The 13,966-nt window shown below is 68.9% G+C and carries 15 protein-coding genes; 9 read left to right on the forward strand and 6 right to left on the reverse strand.

Translation table 11 applies throughout. The features are described from left to right. The first annotated feature begins 86 nt into the window (after nucleotides 1–86). From JCM7685_RS10125 to JCM7685_RS10135, 3 genes are all read left to right on the forward strand, one after another. Nucleotides 87–1,580, forward strand: coding sequence for a DEAD/DEAH box helicase (locus JCM7685_RS10125; RefSeq protein WP_074967750.1), 1,494 nt, complete (start codon nucleotides 87–89; stop codon nucleotides 1,578–1,580). 73 nt (nucleotides 1,581–1,653) lie between these two features. After that, nucleotides 1,654–2,229, forward strand: coding sequence for a thymidine kinase (locus tag JCM7685_RS10130; RefSeq protein WP_074967748.1), 576 nt, complete (start codon nucleotides 1,654–1,656; stop codon nucleotides 2,227–2,229). Further along, the gene (locus tag JCM7685_RS10135; protein ID WP_074967746.1) at nucleotides 2,229–3,425 is read left to right on the forward strand and encodes a cytochrome b/b6 domain-containing protein; all 1,197 of its coding nucleotides are present in this window, start codon (nucleotides 2,229–2,231) and stop codon (nucleotides 3,423–3,425) included. Before JCM7685_RS10130 ends, JCM7685_RS10135 begins: the two co-directional genes overlap by 1 nt. 65 nt (nucleotides 3,426–3,490) lie before the next feature. Here JCM7685_RS10135 and ndk read toward each other — a convergent pair whose 3' ends face one another. Next, on the reverse strand, nucleotides 3,491–3,913 hold the full coding sequence (gene ndk, locus JCM7685_RS10140; RefSeq protein WP_074967744.1) for a nucleoside-diphosphate kinase: 423 nt from the start codon (nucleotides 3,911–3,913) through the stop codon (nucleotides 3,491–3,493). A gap of 162 nt (nucleotides 3,914–4,075) precedes the next feature. Here ndk and JCM7685_RS10145 point away from each other — a divergent pair, with 162 nt between their 5' ends. The 4 genes from JCM7685_RS10145 to JCM7685_RS10160 all read left to right on the forward strand — a co-directional run bounded on the left by JCM7685_RS10145 (nucleotide 4,076) and on the right by JCM7685_RS10160 (nucleotide 7,732). After that, complete coding sequence (locus tag JCM7685_RS10145; RefSeq protein WP_074967742.1) at nucleotides 4,076–5,923, forward strand: ABC-F family ATP-binding cassette domain-containing protein; 1,848 nt, start codon at nucleotides 4,076–4,078, stop codon at nucleotides 5,921–5,923. Nucleotides 5,924–6,025: 102 nt separating this feature from the next. Then, nucleotides 6,026–6,760: a MipA/OmpV family protein gene (locus JCM7685_RS10150; RefSeq protein ID WP_074967741.1), complete on the forward strand. Its 735-nt coding sequence runs from the start codon at nucleotides 6,026–6,028 to the stop codon at nucleotides 6,758–6,760. Nucleotides 6,761–6,827: 67 nt separating this feature from the next. Continuing rightward, nucleotides 6,828–7,187, forward strand: a complete 360-nt coding sequence (locus tag JCM7685_RS10155) for an SUF system Fe-S cluster assembly protein (protein ID WP_074967739.1) — start codon at nucleotides 6,828–6,830, stop codon at nucleotides 7,185–7,187. Then, nucleotides 7,184–7,732: a sugar O-acetyltransferase gene (locus JCM7685_RS10160; protein ID WP_231964615.1), complete on the forward strand. Its 549-nt coding sequence runs from the start codon at nucleotides 7,184–7,186 to the stop codon at nucleotides 7,730–7,732. The genes JCM7685_RS10155 and JCM7685_RS10160 overlap by 4 nt, the downstream gene beginning before the upstream one ends. Nucleotides 7,733–7,742: 10 nt before the next feature. On the opposite strand, the gene JCM7685_RS10165 is transcribed toward JCM7685_RS10160, so the two are convergent. Beyond that, nucleotides 7,743–8,318, reverse strand: a complete 576-nt coding sequence (locus JCM7685_RS10165) for a histidine phosphatase family protein (RefSeq protein ID WP_074967735.1) — start codon at nucleotides 8,316–8,318, stop codon at nucleotides 7,743–7,745. Next, nucleotides 8,309–9,169: an oxygen-dependent coproporphyrinogen oxidase gene (hemF, locus tag JCM7685_RS10170; protein ID WP_074967733.1), complete on the reverse strand. Its 861-nt coding sequence runs from the start codon at nucleotides 9,167–9,169 to the stop codon at nucleotides 8,309–8,311. The genes JCM7685_RS10165 and hemF overlap by 10 nt, the downstream gene beginning before the upstream one ends. Before the next feature lie 80 nt (nucleotides 9,170–9,249). Between hemF and JCM7685_RS10175 the strand changes: the two genes are divergently transcribed. After that, the gene (locus JCM7685_RS10175) at nucleotides 9,250–9,666 is read left to right on the forward strand and encodes a hypothetical protein (RefSeq protein WP_074967825.1); all 417 of its coding nucleotides are present in this window, start codon (nucleotides 9,250–9,252) and stop codon (nucleotides 9,664–9,666) included. Here the strand turns inward: JCM7685_RS10175 and JCM7685_RS10180 are convergent. Genes JCM7685_RS10180 through clpS form a run of 3 tightly spaced genes read right to left on the reverse strand, consistent with a single transcriptional unit; the run spans nucleotide 9,663 to nucleotide 11,812 of the window. Then, nucleotides 9,663–10,472: an SDR family NAD(P)-dependent oxidoreductase gene (locus JCM7685_RS10180; protein ID WP_074967731.1), complete on the reverse strand. Its 810-nt coding sequence runs from the start codon at nucleotides 10,470–10,472 to the stop codon at nucleotides 9,663–9,665. The two genes, JCM7685_RS10175 and JCM7685_RS10180, sit on opposite strands and share 4 nt — an antisense overlap. Further along, nucleotides 10,469–11,491 (reverse strand): class I SAM-dependent methyltransferase, encoded by a 1,023-nt coding sequence (locus tag JCM7685_RS10185; protein WP_074967729.1) that lies wholly within the window; start codon nucleotides 11,489–11,491, stop codon nucleotides 10,469–10,471. Before JCM7685_RS10185 ends, JCM7685_RS10180 begins: the two co-directional genes overlap by 4 nt. Nucleotides 11,492–11,494: 3 nt before the next feature. Further along, a complete protein-coding gene (clpS, locus tag JCM7685_RS10190; protein WP_074967823.1) occupies nucleotides 11,495–11,812 on the reverse strand; it encodes an ATP-dependent Clp protease adapter ClpS in 318 nt (105 codons plus the stop codon). Between the two features lie 304 nt (nucleotides 11,813–12,116). Between clpS and JCM7685_RS10195 the strand changes: the two genes are divergently transcribed. Further along, the gene (locus tag JCM7685_RS10195; protein WP_074967821.1) at nucleotides 12,117–13,742 is read left to right on the forward strand and encodes a D-alanyl-D-alanine carboxypeptidase family protein; all 1,626 of its coding nucleotides are present in this window, start codon (nucleotides 12,117–12,119) and stop codon (nucleotides 13,740–13,742) included. Nucleotides 13,743–13,966: the final 224 nt, after the last annotated feature.

Here is a 13,966-nt window from a genome sequence, read left to right on the forward strand (position 1 = left end):
GTTTCCCATTCACGCGGGGAGGCTTGCGGGCATAGCGTATCGCGCCCGCCCCTCGCAACCAGCCGCATGCGATGCGGCCCCTTGTCATGCGCGCCGATACGCGGGTCGCATGGCCGAAAGATGACATGACGCAAGAAACCACCCGCCCGAACCGTTCGGGCAAGCCGCGCAGCAATGCCTCGGGCCAGCCCCGCGGCGACAACCAGCCCCGCGGCGAACGCGGCGGCAAGCCCGGCTTTCGCGGCGGCAACGCCAAGCCCACGACCAACCACCGCCGCCACCGCGACGAGCCCGAGGAAAAATTCATCCGCCGGGCCATTCCCGATATCGACACGCCCTTCACCCGCATGGGCATCGACGCCCGCGTGGCGGTGAACCTGCCGCCGATGGGCATCGACACCCCCTCGCCGATCCAGGAGAAATCCATTCCCGGCATCGTCGAGGGCCGCGACCTGCTGGGCCTCGCGCAGACCGGCACCGGCAAGACGGCGGCCTTCGGCCTGCCGATGCTGACCCGGCTGCTGAACATCGGCCGCAAGCCCGAGCCCCGGACCTGCCGCGCGCTGATCCTGGCCCCGACGCGCGAACTGGCCACCCAGATCGCCGACAATATCGACGCCTATGCCGCCGGCACCCCGATCCGGCAGTTCCGCGTCGTCGGCGGCGCCTCGATCAACGTGCAGATCATGCGGCTGGAGCGCGGCGTGGACGTGCTGATCGCCACCCCCGGCCGGCTGATCGACCTGATCGAGCGCGGCGCCGTGGACCTGTCGCAGACCAAATACCTGGTGCTGGACGAGGCCGACCAGATGCTGGACATCGGCTTCATCCACGCGTTGCGCCGCATCGCCAAGATGCTGCCCAAGGACCGCCAGACGCTGCTGTTTTCGGCCACCATGCCGAAGCTGATGGAAGAGCTGGCCGACAGCTATCTGACCGATCCGCTGAAGGTCGCCGTGAACCCTCCGGGCCAGGCCGCCGCCAAGATCGAACAAGGCGTGCATTTCGTGAACCAGGGCGACAAGGCGACGCTGCTGGCCGAATATCTGGCCAAGCATCGCGACGAGCTGGCCATCGTCTTCGGCCGCACCAAGCACGGCTCCGAGAAGCTGTCGAAGCTGCTGGAGAAATGGGGCTACAAGGTCGCCTCGATCCACGGCAACAAGTCGCAGGGCCAGCGCGAGCGCGCGCTTTCGGGCTTCCGCGCCGGCGATACCAAGGTGCTGGTCGCGACCGACGTGGCCGCGCGCGGCATCGACATCCCGGAAGTGGCGCATATCTATAACTACGATCTGCCCAACGTGCCAGAAAACTACGTCCACCGCATCGGCCGCACCGCACGCGCCGGCCGCGACGGCCGCGCCATCGCCTTCTGCGCCCCGGCCGAGATCGGCGAATTGCGCGCCATCGAGAAGGCCATGAAGGCCTCGATCCCGGTGGTCGGCGGCGAGGTGCCCTTCGAGGCGGCGAAGATCCGCGAACGCGGCGGCCCCGCCGGCGCCCGTCCCGAGGGTCAGGGCGCCCGCAAGCGCCCGGCCCGGCGGCCGTCGCGCGCACCGAAAGCGGCGCAGCGGGCCTGATTCCCGCGCAAACGTGAGCCGCCGCCCGGTGCGGCGGCTTGCGGCCCCGGCATCGCCGGGGCTAATTGCCGGTATGGCAAAGCTCTATTTCCATTACTCGACCATGAATGCCGGCAAGAGCACGCTCCTGCTGCAGGCATCATACAATTACCGCGAGCGCGGCATGCACACGCTGCTGCTGACCGCGGCGCTGGACGACCGCACCGGCCCGGGCGTGATCGCCAGCCGCATCGGCATTTCCGAGCCGGCCCTGGGCTTTGCCCCCGACACCGATCTTTTCGCGCTGATCCGCGACGAAGCCGCCGGCGCCGCCTGCATCTTCGTGGACGAGGCGCAGTTCCTGACCCCCGCGCAGGTCTGGCAACTGGCCCGCGCCGCCGACGACCTGGGCCGGCCGGTCATGTGCTATGGCCTCCGCGTCGATTTCCGGGGCGAGCTGTTTCCCGGCTCGGCGGCGCTGCTGGCGCTGGCCGACGACCTGCGCGAGATCCGCACCATCTGCCATTGCGGCCGCAAGGCCACGATGGTCGTGCGCCAGGACGCGCATGGCCGGGCGCTGCGCCAGGGCGCGCAGGTGCAGATCGGCGGCAACGAAACCTATGTCTCGCTTTGCCGCCGGCACTGGCGCGCAGCGATGGAGGAAAACTGATGCAAGCCAGCAACTCAACCCGCGCCTATGGCTGGGTCGCCCGCCTGTTCCATTGGAGCATCGCCGTCCTGATCCTGGCCGCCATCGTGCTGGGGCTCTATGCCGGCAGCCTGCCGCATGGCACGCAAGAGCAGATGCAGGCGGTCTTTTCCGCTTTTTCCACCCACAAGACCGTCGGCATCGCCGTGCTGCTGCTGGCGGCGTTGCGCATCCTGTGGACCCTGACCCAGAAGAAGCCGCGCCCGCTGCATCCCGGGCGGCGGCTGGAGACCCTGCTGGCCGACGTCGTGCATTGGGCCTTGTGGATCGGCATGGTGATCATGCCGCTGACCGGCTGGCTGCTGCATTCGGCGGCGCCGGGGGAATTCTCGCGCATCCTCTGGCCGCTTGCGCAACGGCTGCCGGGCGTTCCCGAGGATGCCGCCCTGGCCGAGCGCTTCGCCGCCTTCCACGAACTTGGCTGGTGGGTGCTGGCCGGGCTGATCGCGCTGCATGTCGCCGGGGCGTTGAAACATGCGCTGATCGACCGCGACGGCACCATGGCGCGCATGGCCGGCGATCCCGGCCGCGCGCCCGAGCCGCCGGCCGCGCCCGCCTCGATGCTGCCGCATGTGCTGGCAGCGCTGGCGGGGCTGGCGATCTGGGGCGCGACCGCCGCCGTCTCGGCCACGCTCGGGGCCGAGGAGGAGCCCGCCCCCGCCGCGCAGATCGGGCAAGCCGCCGCCTCGGGCTGGGCGGTGCAGCAGGGCTCGCTGGGCATCGAGGTCAAGCAGGCGGGCAGCACCGTCGCCGGGCAGTTCGGCACATGGGAGGCGAGGATCGACTATGATCCGGACAGCCGGACCGGCCATGTCGCCGCGACCGTGGACATCACCTCGCTGGCATTGGGTTCTGTCAGCGATTCGGCCAAGGGGCCGGACTTCCTGAACGCCGCTGCCCATCCGACCGCGACATTCGACGCCGACATCCGGCCCGAGGGCGAGGGCCACGTCGCCCGCGGCCAGCTGACCATCGCCGGCAAGTCCGTGGAGGCCGCGCTGCCCTTCGACCTGGTGCTCGACGGCGATACCGCGACGGCCAAGGGCCGGATGCAGGTGGACCGCCGCGATTTCGGCATCGGCGCCGGCTATGCCGACGAAAGCACGGTGGGTTTCGCTGTCGGCATCAGCGTCGATCTGACGGCGAAGCGGCAGTAAGAAGAAAGGGCCGCCTCGATGGGCGGCCCTTTCCCTTCGAGTATTTGGGGAACGAAGAAGCCGGATCAGCCGACCAGTTCGAGGCCCGAGAAAAAGAAGGCGATCTCGCGCGCGGCGGCCTCGGGGCTGTCCGAGCCGTGCACCGAATTCTCGCCGACCGAGAGGGCGAATTCCTTGCGGATGGTGCCCTCGTCGGCATTGGCCGGGTTCGTCGCGCCCATGACTTCGCGGTTCTTCAGGATGGCGCCTTCGCCCTCCAGCACCTGCACCACCACCGGCTCGGAGGTCATGAATTCGGTCAGTTCGCCGTAGAAGGGGCGTTCCTTGTGCTCGGCATAGAACTGGCCGGCTTGCGCCAGGGTCAGCTGGATGCGTTTCTGCGCGACGATGCGCAGGCCGGCGCCCTCGAACTTGGCATTGATCTTGCCGGTCAGGTTGCGCTTGGTGGCGTCGGGTTTGATGATCGAAAGCGTGCGTTCGGTCGCCATGGGGGTCGTCCTTTTCCTGATCCGGGCGGGATGGCCCGGAATTGCGCGCCCCGTTAACATGCGGCGCGGCGCTTGAAAAGCGGCGGCGGCGCCCGGCGCACGCCTGGGCGCGGGCCATGACACAGGATTGACGGCCGCGCGCGCTTCGTCCATGCGGGGGCCATGCTGCGCATCGACGACATATCCTATTCCATCGCCGGCCGGCCGCTGTTCGAGCAGGCCAGCGCCACCATTCCCGACGGCCACAAGGTCGGCCTCGTGGGGCCGAACGGCGCCGGCAAGACCACGCTCTTCAAGCTGATCCGGGGCGAGCTGGGCCTCGACGGCGGCGCGATCACCCTGCCCGCCCGCGCCCGCATCGGCGGCGTCGCGCAAGAGGCGCCTGGCACCGCGCTGAGCGTGCTGGAGACGGTATTGGCCGCCGACGAGGAACGCGCCGCCCTGCTGGCGGAATCCGCGACTGCGGCCGACCCGCATCGCATCGCCGAGATCCAGACCCGCCTGGCCGACATCGACGCCTGGTCGGCCGAGGCTCGCGCCGCGACCATCCTGCGCGGCCTGGGCTTTTCGACCGAGGACCAGGCGCGGCCAACCAGCGACTATTCCGGCGGCTGGCGCATGCGCGTCGCGCTGGCGGGGGTGCTGTTCTCGCAGCCCGACCTGCTGTTGCTGGACGAGCCGACCAACTATCTGGACCTGGAAGGCGCGCTGTGGCTGGAAAGCTATCTGCAGCGCTATCCGCATACCGTCATCGTCATCAGCCACGACCGCGACCTGCTCAATCGCGCCGTGGGCCATATCCTGCATCTCGAGGATCGCAAGCTGGTGCTCTATTCGGGCGGTTACGACACCTTTGCCCGCACCCGCGCCGAAAAGCGCGCCCTGCAGGCCGCCGAGGCCAAGAAGCAGGAGGCGCGGCGCGCGCATCTGCAAAGCTTCGTCGATCGTTTCCGCGCCAAGGCCAGCAAGGCCGTGCAGGCCCAGGCCCGCATCAAGATGTTGGCAAAGATGGAGCCGATCACCGCGCCCGAAGAGGCCAAGTTTCACCGCTTCGGCTTTCCGCAGCCCGACCAGCTGTCGCCGCCCATCGTGTCGCTGGACGGGGTCTCGGTCGGCTATGGCGACCGGGTGGTGCTGCATCGGCTGAACCTGCGCATCGATCAGGACGACCGCATCGCGCTGCTGGGTCGCAACGGTCAGGGCAAGTCCACCTTGTCGAAGCTGCTGGCCGGCCGGCTGGAGCCGATGGAGGGGCGGATCAACCGCTCGGGCAAGCTGCGCATCGGCTATTTCGCCCAGCACCAGGTCGATGAGCTGGAACTGGACGAGACGCCCCTGGCCCATGTCCGCCGGCTGCGCCCGGACGAGTCGCCGCCCCGGCTGCGGGCGCGACTGGCCGGCTTCGGGCTGATGGAGGCGCAGGCCGAGACCAAGGTCAGGCAACTTTCGGGCGGACAGAAGGCGCGGCTGTCGCTGCTGCTCGCGACCATCGACGCGCCGCATCTGCTGATCCTGGACGAGCCGACGAACCACCTGGACATCGAAAGCCGCGAGGCGCTGACCGAGGCGCTGAACGACTATACCGGCGCTGTGGTGCTGGTCAGCCACGACATGCACCTGCTGAACCTGGTGGCCGAGCGGCTGTGGCTGGTCGATCAGGGCGGGGTCGCGCCCTGGCAGGGCGACCTGGACGACTATCGCCGGATGCTGCTCTCGGGCGAGGACAAGCCCTCCGCCAAACCCGAGCCGAAGCCGGCAGCGAAACGCCCCTCGCGCGACCAGGTGCTGGACCTGCGCGCCGAGGCCCGCCGCGCCGAGGAGCGGGTCGAGAAGCTGACCGCCATGCTGGAAAAGCTGGACGCGATCATGGCCGACCCGGCCACCTATGACGATGCGCAAAAGGCCGAGGCCTTTGGCCGCAAGCATGCCGAGGCCAGCGAGGCGATGACCCGCGCCGAGGGGCTGTGGATGGAGGCGCTGGAACGGCTCGAAGAGGCGTTGCGCGCGTGAATGCCACAGCGGCCGGCTTTTTCCGGTTGCCTCCGCATCGCGGGCTTGCTCCGGCGGCCGGTTTCGCCCAATGGGTTTCGTCAAGCTGACAAGGATTCGCCCATGACCCGCATCATCGCCCTCGCCCTGGTCTCTGCCACCGCGCTGAGCACGCCGGCCATGGCGCAAACGCTGACCGGGCGCAGCTTTTCCTTCGATGCCGGCCTGGGCGTGAAATACAGCCCCGAATTCATCGGCTCGGACAATCTGGACGCCTCGCCCTGGTTCATCCTGAAGAACGCCGACGCCGACCGCGACAAGCCGGACGGGCTGTCCTTCCTGCCCTCGCTGAACTACGTCGGCAGGCGCGATGCCGACGACTCGCAGGACCTGCGCGGCATGTCGGACATCGGCTATGCCGGCGAGGTCGGCGTGAAGATGTTTTATCGGATGGGCGAGCTGACCAGCTACGGCACCATCCGCAAGGGTTTCGGCGGCCACCACGGCGTCGTGGGCGAGCTGGGGGCCAAGTATCGCATCGAATACAACGACCGGCTGACGCTGTGGACCGGGGCCGAACTCGGCATGGGCAGCGACGATTTCACCGGCACCTATTTCGGCGTCACCGCCGCCGAATCGCTGTCCAGCGGCCATCGCGCCTATGACCCCGACGGCGGCGCCTATATCGCCCGGCTCAGCGTCGAGGCGCGCTACGAATTCATGCCCGACACCGCGCTGATGGGCCGCGTCACCTATGGCCGGCTGCTGGGCGACGCGGGGGATTCGCCGCTGGTCCAGGACCGCAACCAGCCCTCGATCAGCCTTGGCGTGGCGCGGCGGATGAACTTCCGCTTCTGAGGAGGCAGGCTGGACCCTACCGCATCGACACCCTATATAGTCGCCAGGATTTGACAGGACGTGTTGCATGACCGACGAAACCCTCAAGGAAGGTGATCCGCTGATCGCGCCTTCGACGACGGATCATCCGCTCTATGACAGCGTGGTCGAGGCCTGCAAGACGGTGTACGACCCCGAAATCCCGGTGAACATCTTCGACCTCGGCCTGATCTACACCATCGCCATCGACGACGACGGCACCGCCCGCATCGTGATGACCCTGACCGCCCCCGGCTGCCCCGTCGCCGGCGAGATGCCGGGCTGGGTCGCCGATGCCGTCAGCGCCATCCCCGGCGTGAAACAGGTCGATGTCGAGATGACCTTCCAGCCGCAATGGGGCATGGACATGATGTCCGACGAGGCCCGGCTGGAACTGGGCTTCATTTGACCGCGCGCGAAGATATGCTGGCCGGCCGGGCCTATGATCCCGGCGACGGCGAATTGGTCGCCATGCGCAAGGCCGCTCAGGGGCTGATGCGCGACTACAACGGCACCATCATCGGCGACAAGACCCGCGCCCGCGCCCTGACCCAGCTTCTGGGCACCTGGAACGGCACGGTGATCCGCACGCCCTTTCACGTCGATTATGGCAAGCACATCCATTTCGGCCCGGGCTGCTTCGTGAATTACGGCTGCTTTTTCATGGACATCTGCGAAATCCGCATCGGCGCGCGCTGCCAGTTCGGAACCGCGGTCCAGCTGCTGACCGAGGACCGGCCCCGCGATCCCGCCCGCCGCGCCGAAGGCGAGGAATGGGGCAAGCCCATCACCATCGGCGACGATGTCTGGGTCGGCGGCGGCGCCATCGTGCTGCCCGGCATCACCATTGGCGACGGCGCCATCGTCGGCGCCGGCTCGATCGTCACCCGCGACGTGCCCGCGGGGGCGACCGTCGTCGGCAATCCCGCCCGGCCCCTGCCCTCGCGCAGCTAGACTCGCGCAGCTAGAAAAACATCCGGTGCCGGCCGCGACTGACCAGATGCACGGCGCCCTGCAGCACCGGCATCTCGGCCAGCCGTTCTGGCGGCAGGCCCATCGCCTCGGCCCGCAGCATGCGCAGCGTGATGCCATGGGTGACGATCACGGCCGGCCCCGACAGGTCGCGCAGAAAGGCCCGCACCCGCGCCCGCAGGCCGGCGAAATGCTCGCCCCCCGGTGCGTGGTCATACCAGTCCAGCGCACCGCCCTGCCCGAACAGCGCCGGATGTTCGGCCTGCAGGGCGGCGCCCAGGCGGCCGGCGAAGCTGCCGATGTCGATCTCGTGCAGGCGGTCGTCGCAGGCGAAGCCGGCGCCGCCGAAAGCGATCCGCGCCGTCTGCTGCGCCCGGCCGGCGGGGCTGGCATAGCGGGCCAGACCGTCCGGCAGATCGCGCAGAAGCCAGGCCTGTCGCCGCGCCTGCGCCAGACCCAGCGGAGTCAGCGGCGAATCCAGCCGACCCTGCAACCGGCCCTCGGCGTTCCACCGCGTCTGGCCGTGTCGCATCAGATAGAGGTCGGGCAGGTCCGGCGTCACACCCATTTCGCCAGCGGCGGCAGGCTCATCAGCACCGCCTCGGGGTCATGGCCGGTGGCCAGGCCGAACTTGGTGCCGCGGTCATAGACCAGGTTGTATTCGGCATAGAGGCCGCGATGGACCAGCTGCGCGTCCTTCTCGGCCTCGCCCCAGGGCTGGGCCATGCGTTTTTCGGCCAGCGGCAGGAAGGCCGGCAGGAAGGCCTCGCCCACGGCGCGGGTGAAGGCGAAATCCGCCTGCCAGTCGCCGTTGTTCAGATCGTCGTAGAAGATACCGCCGACGCCGCGCGCCCGGCCGCGATGCGGGACAAAGAAGTATTCGTCCGCCCAGGCCTTGAAGCGGTCGTAGTAATCAGCGCCGTGGGGGGCGCAGGCCGCGCGCAGGGTGTCGTGGAAATATGCCGTGTCTTCAGCATATTCCAGGCAAGGGTTCAGGTCGCTTCCACCCCCGAACCACCAGGCGCCGGGGGTCCAGAACATGCGCGTGTTCATGTGCACGGCCGGCGCATGCGGGTTCTGCATATGCGCGACCAGGCTGATGCCCGACGCCCAGAAGCGCGGGTCGGCCTCGATCCCCGGCACCCCGCGCGCGGCCATGGCCTGGCGGGCGGCGGGCAGCAATTCGCCATGCACGGCGGACCAGTTGACGCCGACCTTCTCGAAGACGCGGCCGCCGCGCATGACCGACATCAGCCCGCCGCCGCCATCGGCGCCGCGCCGGGTCTCGCGGACCTCGAAGCGGCCGGCCGCGGCCGGGCCCGGGCCGCGATCCTCGAGTCCCTCGAAGGCGGCGACGATCCGGTCGCGCAGGCTGCGGAACCAGGCCGCGGCCTCCTGGCGCTCTTGCTGCATCTCCATGGGCTTGCCCCTGCATTCGTGAATTGCCCTGCCGAAGGCGCGGGCCTATGCTTTCGACAGCACAACTAGAGATCCGCGCCATGACCCGCAACATCCTGTTTGTCCTGATGCCTGTCCTGTTCGTCGCAGGCTGCGGCACGCCGCAAGAACAATGCATCAGCCGCAACACGCAGGAATACCGCACGGTCGCCAGCCTGCTGGCCGAGGTCGAAGCCAATCTGGCCCGCGGCTATGCCTGGGAAGAACGCGCGGTGACCCGCACCGAATGGGAGGACTGCCCCTATGTCGTCCGCGACAAGGAGGGCAAGGCACGCGTGCTTTATCGCAGCTGCATGCGCGAGGTCGCCGATACCGAGCGTTACCGCGTGCCCATCGACCCGGCGGCCGAGACGCGCAAGCGCGACAACCTGACCGCCCGCAAGAAGGCGCTGACGCCCTCGGCCGCGGCGGCGGTTCAGGCCTGCAAGGCGGCCTATCCCGAAAAGAAGAAGTCCTAATAGACCCCCGGCGCCAGCGGGTCGCCCAGGCTGCGGCCGCCGTCGACGCGCAGGATCTGCCCGGTGACGAATCCCGAGGCCTCGCTGGCCAGGAACTGCACGGTGCCGGCCAGCTCGTCGGCGCCGGCGATGCGGCCCAGGGGCGTCGCCGCGATCATGCGCTCGCGCAGGCCCGGGTCCTCGCGCAGTTTCAGCTGCATGTTGTTCGACATGATGCTGGCGAAGGCGACGCCGTTTACCCGAATGCGCTGCGGCGCCAGGGCCGAGGCCAGCGACCGCGTGGCCTGCGCCTGCGCGGCGCTGGCGATGGAATAGGCCAGCATCTGCGGCTGCGGCCAGTCTGCGGCCAGCGAAGTCACGTTGACGATGGCGCCGTTCTGGACCGGGTTCGGCTCGGATTCGTCGGCCTGCGCCATCATCCGCCGGGCCACCAGCTGCGACAGCCGCAGGCCCGAGATCATGTTCTGGCGCAGCATCTCGGCCAGTTGGTCCTCGCCCACCGCCAGGGGATCGCAGCCCTGCACCATGCGATGCGCATTGACCAGTATATCCACGCGGTCGAAGGCGTCGATGGTGGCCGAGACCAGATTGGCCAGCGTCAGCTTCTGCCCCAGGTCGCCGGCAAAGCCGCGGATCGGGCCGTCGCCGGCGGCCTCGGGTCCCAGTTCGGCATCCAGCGCCGCCTCGTCGCTGTCGGCGAACATGACATGGGCCCCGGCCTCGGCGAACTGCCGGGCGATGGCCAGGCCGATGCCGCGCGCGGCCCCGGTCACGATGGCGGTCTTGCCCTGGATCGACAGGCTCATCGGCGTCTTCCTTTCGGCTGGCCGCGACCGCCCGCGCCGGCGCGGCGCGCACCGGTGGCGGTCAGGATCTTGAAACGAGTGTCGCCCCCCAGTTCCGAGACCTCGGCGAAGCATTCGCGCAGCGCCTGCTCATAGGGCAGGTGCCGGTTCGCCACCATCCACAGCCGCCCCGCCCCGGTCAGAAGTCCGGCCGCGGCACGGATGAAACCGGCGCCAAGGCGCGGATCGGCCGCGCGGCCCTCGTGGAAGGGCGGGTTCATGATGACGCCGTTCACCGGCTCGGACAGGTGGAAATCCAGCGCATCGGCCCAATGGAATTGCGCCCGCGGATCGGTGACGTTGCGCCGCGCGCAGTCCAGGGCCGAGGCATCGGCCTCGACCAGGTGCAGGGTCTCGACGCCGGGATGGGTCAGGATCTGCGCCGAGAGCCAGCCCCAACCCGCCCCCAGGTCGACGATCCGCGTCGGCAGCTTTTCGGGCAGCGCTGCCGCCAGCGCCTGCGAGGCGGGATCGGGCCCGTCGGCCGAAAACACCCCGGGCCGCGTCACCATGCCGGGCGCCGCCTCGTGGTCGCGCGCCGCCCAGTCGCCGGGCAGCCAGCCCGGCTGGGGCAGCGTCACGCGGAAGATCTTGCCATGCGCGCGCGACTGCACCGCATCGACCGGCGCCAGCCCGCGCAGCTCCTTCAGCACCGCGTCGACGCCGTCGGTCTTTTGCCCGTCCACCCACAGCGCGGCGCCGGGCGGCAGATGCGCGGCGGCCTCGGCGATGCGCGCCCGTGCCGCGGCGCGCGCCCGGGGCAGGAAGACCACCGCGGTCTCGAACCCGCCGGCCGCCGAGGTCGCCACCGCGAACCCGCGCGCCGTCAGCGCCTGGTGGTCGGGAAAGAACCCCTGCACGACTTGGGTGTGCGCGGGATCGAAAGGGTCCAGGTCGGTCCCGGCGCCGGCCCCGACCAGCAACAGGCGACCTTCGGGCGGCGTGCCGCCAAAGACAAGTTCCAGCCGTGATCCAGCCAATTTCTACTCTTTTTCCATGGTGCATTGCAGCGGATGCTGCTGGCGGCGGGCAAGTTCCATGACCTGCGCCACCTTGGTTTCCGCGATCTCGTGCGAGAACACGCCGACGACCGCCACCCCCTTGCGATGCACCGTCAGCATGATCTCGATCGCCTGGGCGTGGGTCATCGAGAACAGCCGCTCGAGCACATGCACGACGAATTCCATGGGCGTGAAATCATCGTTCAGAAGCAACACCTTGTACATCGGCGGTCGCTTCGTGCGGGGCTTGGTCTTGACTCCCAGCTCGACCTCTTCGCGGTCTCCGGGTCGGTTGGTCATCTGCGGATTGGTCACGACGCTTGCAACGGGATAGGGACGGTTCTGTCGCCGAATATAGGGGCTTTCCCCGGGCTTGATAAGCCCCGCGCTGGATGGCCGGCCGATCCTTGCAACCGGCGGCAGATTGCGGGCGCGGCCGGCAAACTTACGGTTTCCGAGCAGGAGAATGCGTGTTATTGTCCCTTTATTAATGAAGGGTCCGCATAATGAACGGGCCCTCAGAGGCAGAAAGACCGGGACCGTGAGCAGAATCAGCAAGAATGTCCGCTTGGGACTGATGATCCTATTGGCCTGGGCCATGCCCATGGCGGCAACGGCAGCGCCCTTCGCGGCCTTCGTCATGGATGCCCGAACCGGGCAGGAAATCTATGCGCAGAACGCCGACACGCGGCTGCACCCCGCGTCGCTGACCAAGATGATGACGCTTTATCTGGCCTTCAACGCCATCGAGCGCGGCCAGGTCCGGCTGGACAGCAAGTTCCTGGTCAGCAGCCATGCGGCCTCGCAACCGCCGTCGCGGCTGGGGCTGAAGCCCGGCCAGCGGATCGAGCTGCGTTACCTGATCCGCGCCGCGGCGGTCAAATCCGCCAATGACGCGGCCACCGTGATCGGAGAGGGCCTGGCAGGGTCCGAGGCGCAATTCGGCGCGCAGATGACGCAGATGGCGCGCGCGCTTGGCATGCGCAACACCAATTTCCGCAACGCCAACGGCTTGACGACCGAGGGGCATTATTCCACCGCCCGCGACATGACGATCCTGGGGCGGCGGCTGTTCTACGATTTTCCGCAATATTACTCGATCTTCTCGCGCCGTTCGGCGGATGCGGGCATCGCCACGGTGTCCAGCACCAACCGCCGCTTCCTCGACAGCTACGAGGGCGCGGACGGGATCAAGACCGGCTATACCCGCGCCGCGGGCTTCAACCTGACCGCCTCGGCCAAGCGCGGCTCGAAGCGGATCGTGGCCACCGTCCTGGGCGGCACCTCGACCGCGCATCGCAACACGGTCATGGCCCAGCTTCTGGACGCCGGTTTCGGAAAGGCCCCCACCCGTGTGCGTGAGGTAAAGCCCGCCCCGCCGCAACTCGTGGCCGAGAAGAAGGTGCGCCGTACGGTGCAGGTTGCAAGCGTGGCGCCGTCCAGCCCCGGTTCGGCCTCGTCCCAGGTGCAGCTCTCGGCTTCGGATCGGCCGGTGGCGCGGGCTTCGACCGCAGCGGTGGTGACGCCGGCAGCCATCTCGGCCGCGGTATCGCGCGCCCAGGCCGCGGCCGCGCCAGCCCCCAGGGCCGCCGGTGATACGCTGGCCGCCAGCGCGCGCCCGAACCGCAAGCCCGGCGCAGGCCCGGTTGCGAATGCCGCCGTCGATCCCAATGTCCTGGCCCGCGCCGCGCGCCCCGCCGCGCGTCCGGAAGAGGGCGACGCCTCGGAAGCGCTCGCCCCCGCGGCCGGGGACGAGATCCAGGCGGTGCGCCCGACGCCCGCTCCGCGCAACGACCAGTCGGCAAGCCTGGTCGAACCGGCTGCCACCGGCTCGGCTTCGCTTTTCGTCCAGGCGGCAGCGGCGCAGCCTGAACGGATGGCCCTGCTGGGCACGCCTGCGCCCGCTCCGCGCTCGGAAACGATCATCTTGGCCGCGCTGGAACCCGACCACGGCGCGCCCGAGGCGACCGAGATCGTCTCGCGCGGGTCCGGTTCGGGCAAGGGCTGGGGGGTTTCGCTGGGCCTCTACCGCTCGCAGCAGGAGGCCGAGCAATTGCTGCTGAAGACGGCGCTGCAGGAAAGCGCCTCGCTGGGCAGCGCCGTCAGCCGCGTCGCCAATACCAAGCGCGGGTTCGAGGCGAATTTCGTCGGCATGTCGAAAGAGACCGCCGAGCTGGCCTGCGGCCGCATGGCTGCGCGCCAACAGGACTGCAAGGTCCTCGGTCCCTGAAAGCCTCGATCCCAAAGCCTTTCGGCGCCTGAAGATGGCTTGCGCCCTCGCCAGGACAGAATCGGAACCCCGGCCGCAAGGACCGGGGTTTCTGTTTGGTCTGTCTCCCGTCCAAAAATTTGCGCCGGTGCCTGACGATTCCGCCATCGGGGCCGGTCCGATCCCTTCTCGGCACTTCCCCCGACGGCGAGCCTGCCGCGAGCGCGGCAGGTCTGAGCAAGGCG

This window comes from Paracoccus aminovorans, from assembly GCF_900005615.1.
GTDB classification, from domain to species: Bacteria; Pseudomonadota; Alphaproteobacteria; order Rhodobacterales; family Rhodobacteraceae; genus Paracoccus; species Paracoccus aminovorans.

Coding starts and splice junctions, on each gene's coding strand:
- JCM7685_RS10125 (WP_074967750.1), top strand. CDS start 87: ATGCGCGCCGATACGCGGGTCGCATGGCCGAAAGATGACATGACGCAA.
- JCM7685_RS10130 (WP_074967748.1), top strand. CDS start 1,654: ATGGCAAAGCTCTATTTCCATTACTCGACCATGAATGCCGGCAAGAGC.
- JCM7685_RS10135 (WP_074967746.1), top strand. CDS start 2,229: ATGCAAGCCAGCAACTCAACCCGCGCCTATGGCTGGGTCGCCCGCCTG.
- ndk (WP_074967744.1), bottom strand. CDS start 3,913: ATGGCGACCGAACGCACGCTTTCGATCATCAAACCCGACGCCACCAAG.
- JCM7685_RS10145 (WP_074967742.1), top strand. CDS start 4,076: ATGCTGCGCATCGACGACATATCCTATTCCATCGCCGGCCGGCCGCTG.
- JCM7685_RS10150 (WP_074967741.1), top strand. CDS start 6,026: ATGACCCGCATCATCGCCCTCGCCCTGGTCTCTGCCACCGCGCTGAGC.
- JCM7685_RS10155 (WP_074967739.1), top strand. CDS start 6,828: ATGACCGACGAAACCCTCAAGGAAGGTGATCCGCTGATCGCGCCTTCG.
- JCM7685_RS10165 (WP_074967735.1), bottom strand. CDS start 8,318: ATGGGTGTGACGCCGGACCTGCCCGACCTCTATCTGATGCGACACGGC.
- hemF (WP_074967733.1), bottom strand. CDS start 9,169: ATGGAGATGCAGCAAGAGCGCCAGGAGGCCGCGGCCTGGTTCCGCAGC.
- JCM7685_RS10175 (WP_074967825.1), top strand. CDS start 9,250: ATGACCCGCAACATCCTGTTTGTCCTGATGCCTGTCCTGTTCGTCGCA.
- JCM7685_RS10180 (WP_074967731.1), bottom strand. CDS start 10,472: ATGAGCCTGTCGATCCAGGGCAAGACCGCCATCGTGACCGGGGCCGCG.
- clpS (WP_074967823.1), bottom strand. CDS start 11,812: ATGACCAACCGACCCGGAGACCGCGAAGAGGTCGAGCTGGGAGTCAAG.
- JCM7685_RS10195 (WP_074967821.1), top strand. CDS start 12,117: ATGGCGGCAACGGCAGCGCCCTTCGCGGCCTTCGTCATGGATGCCCGA.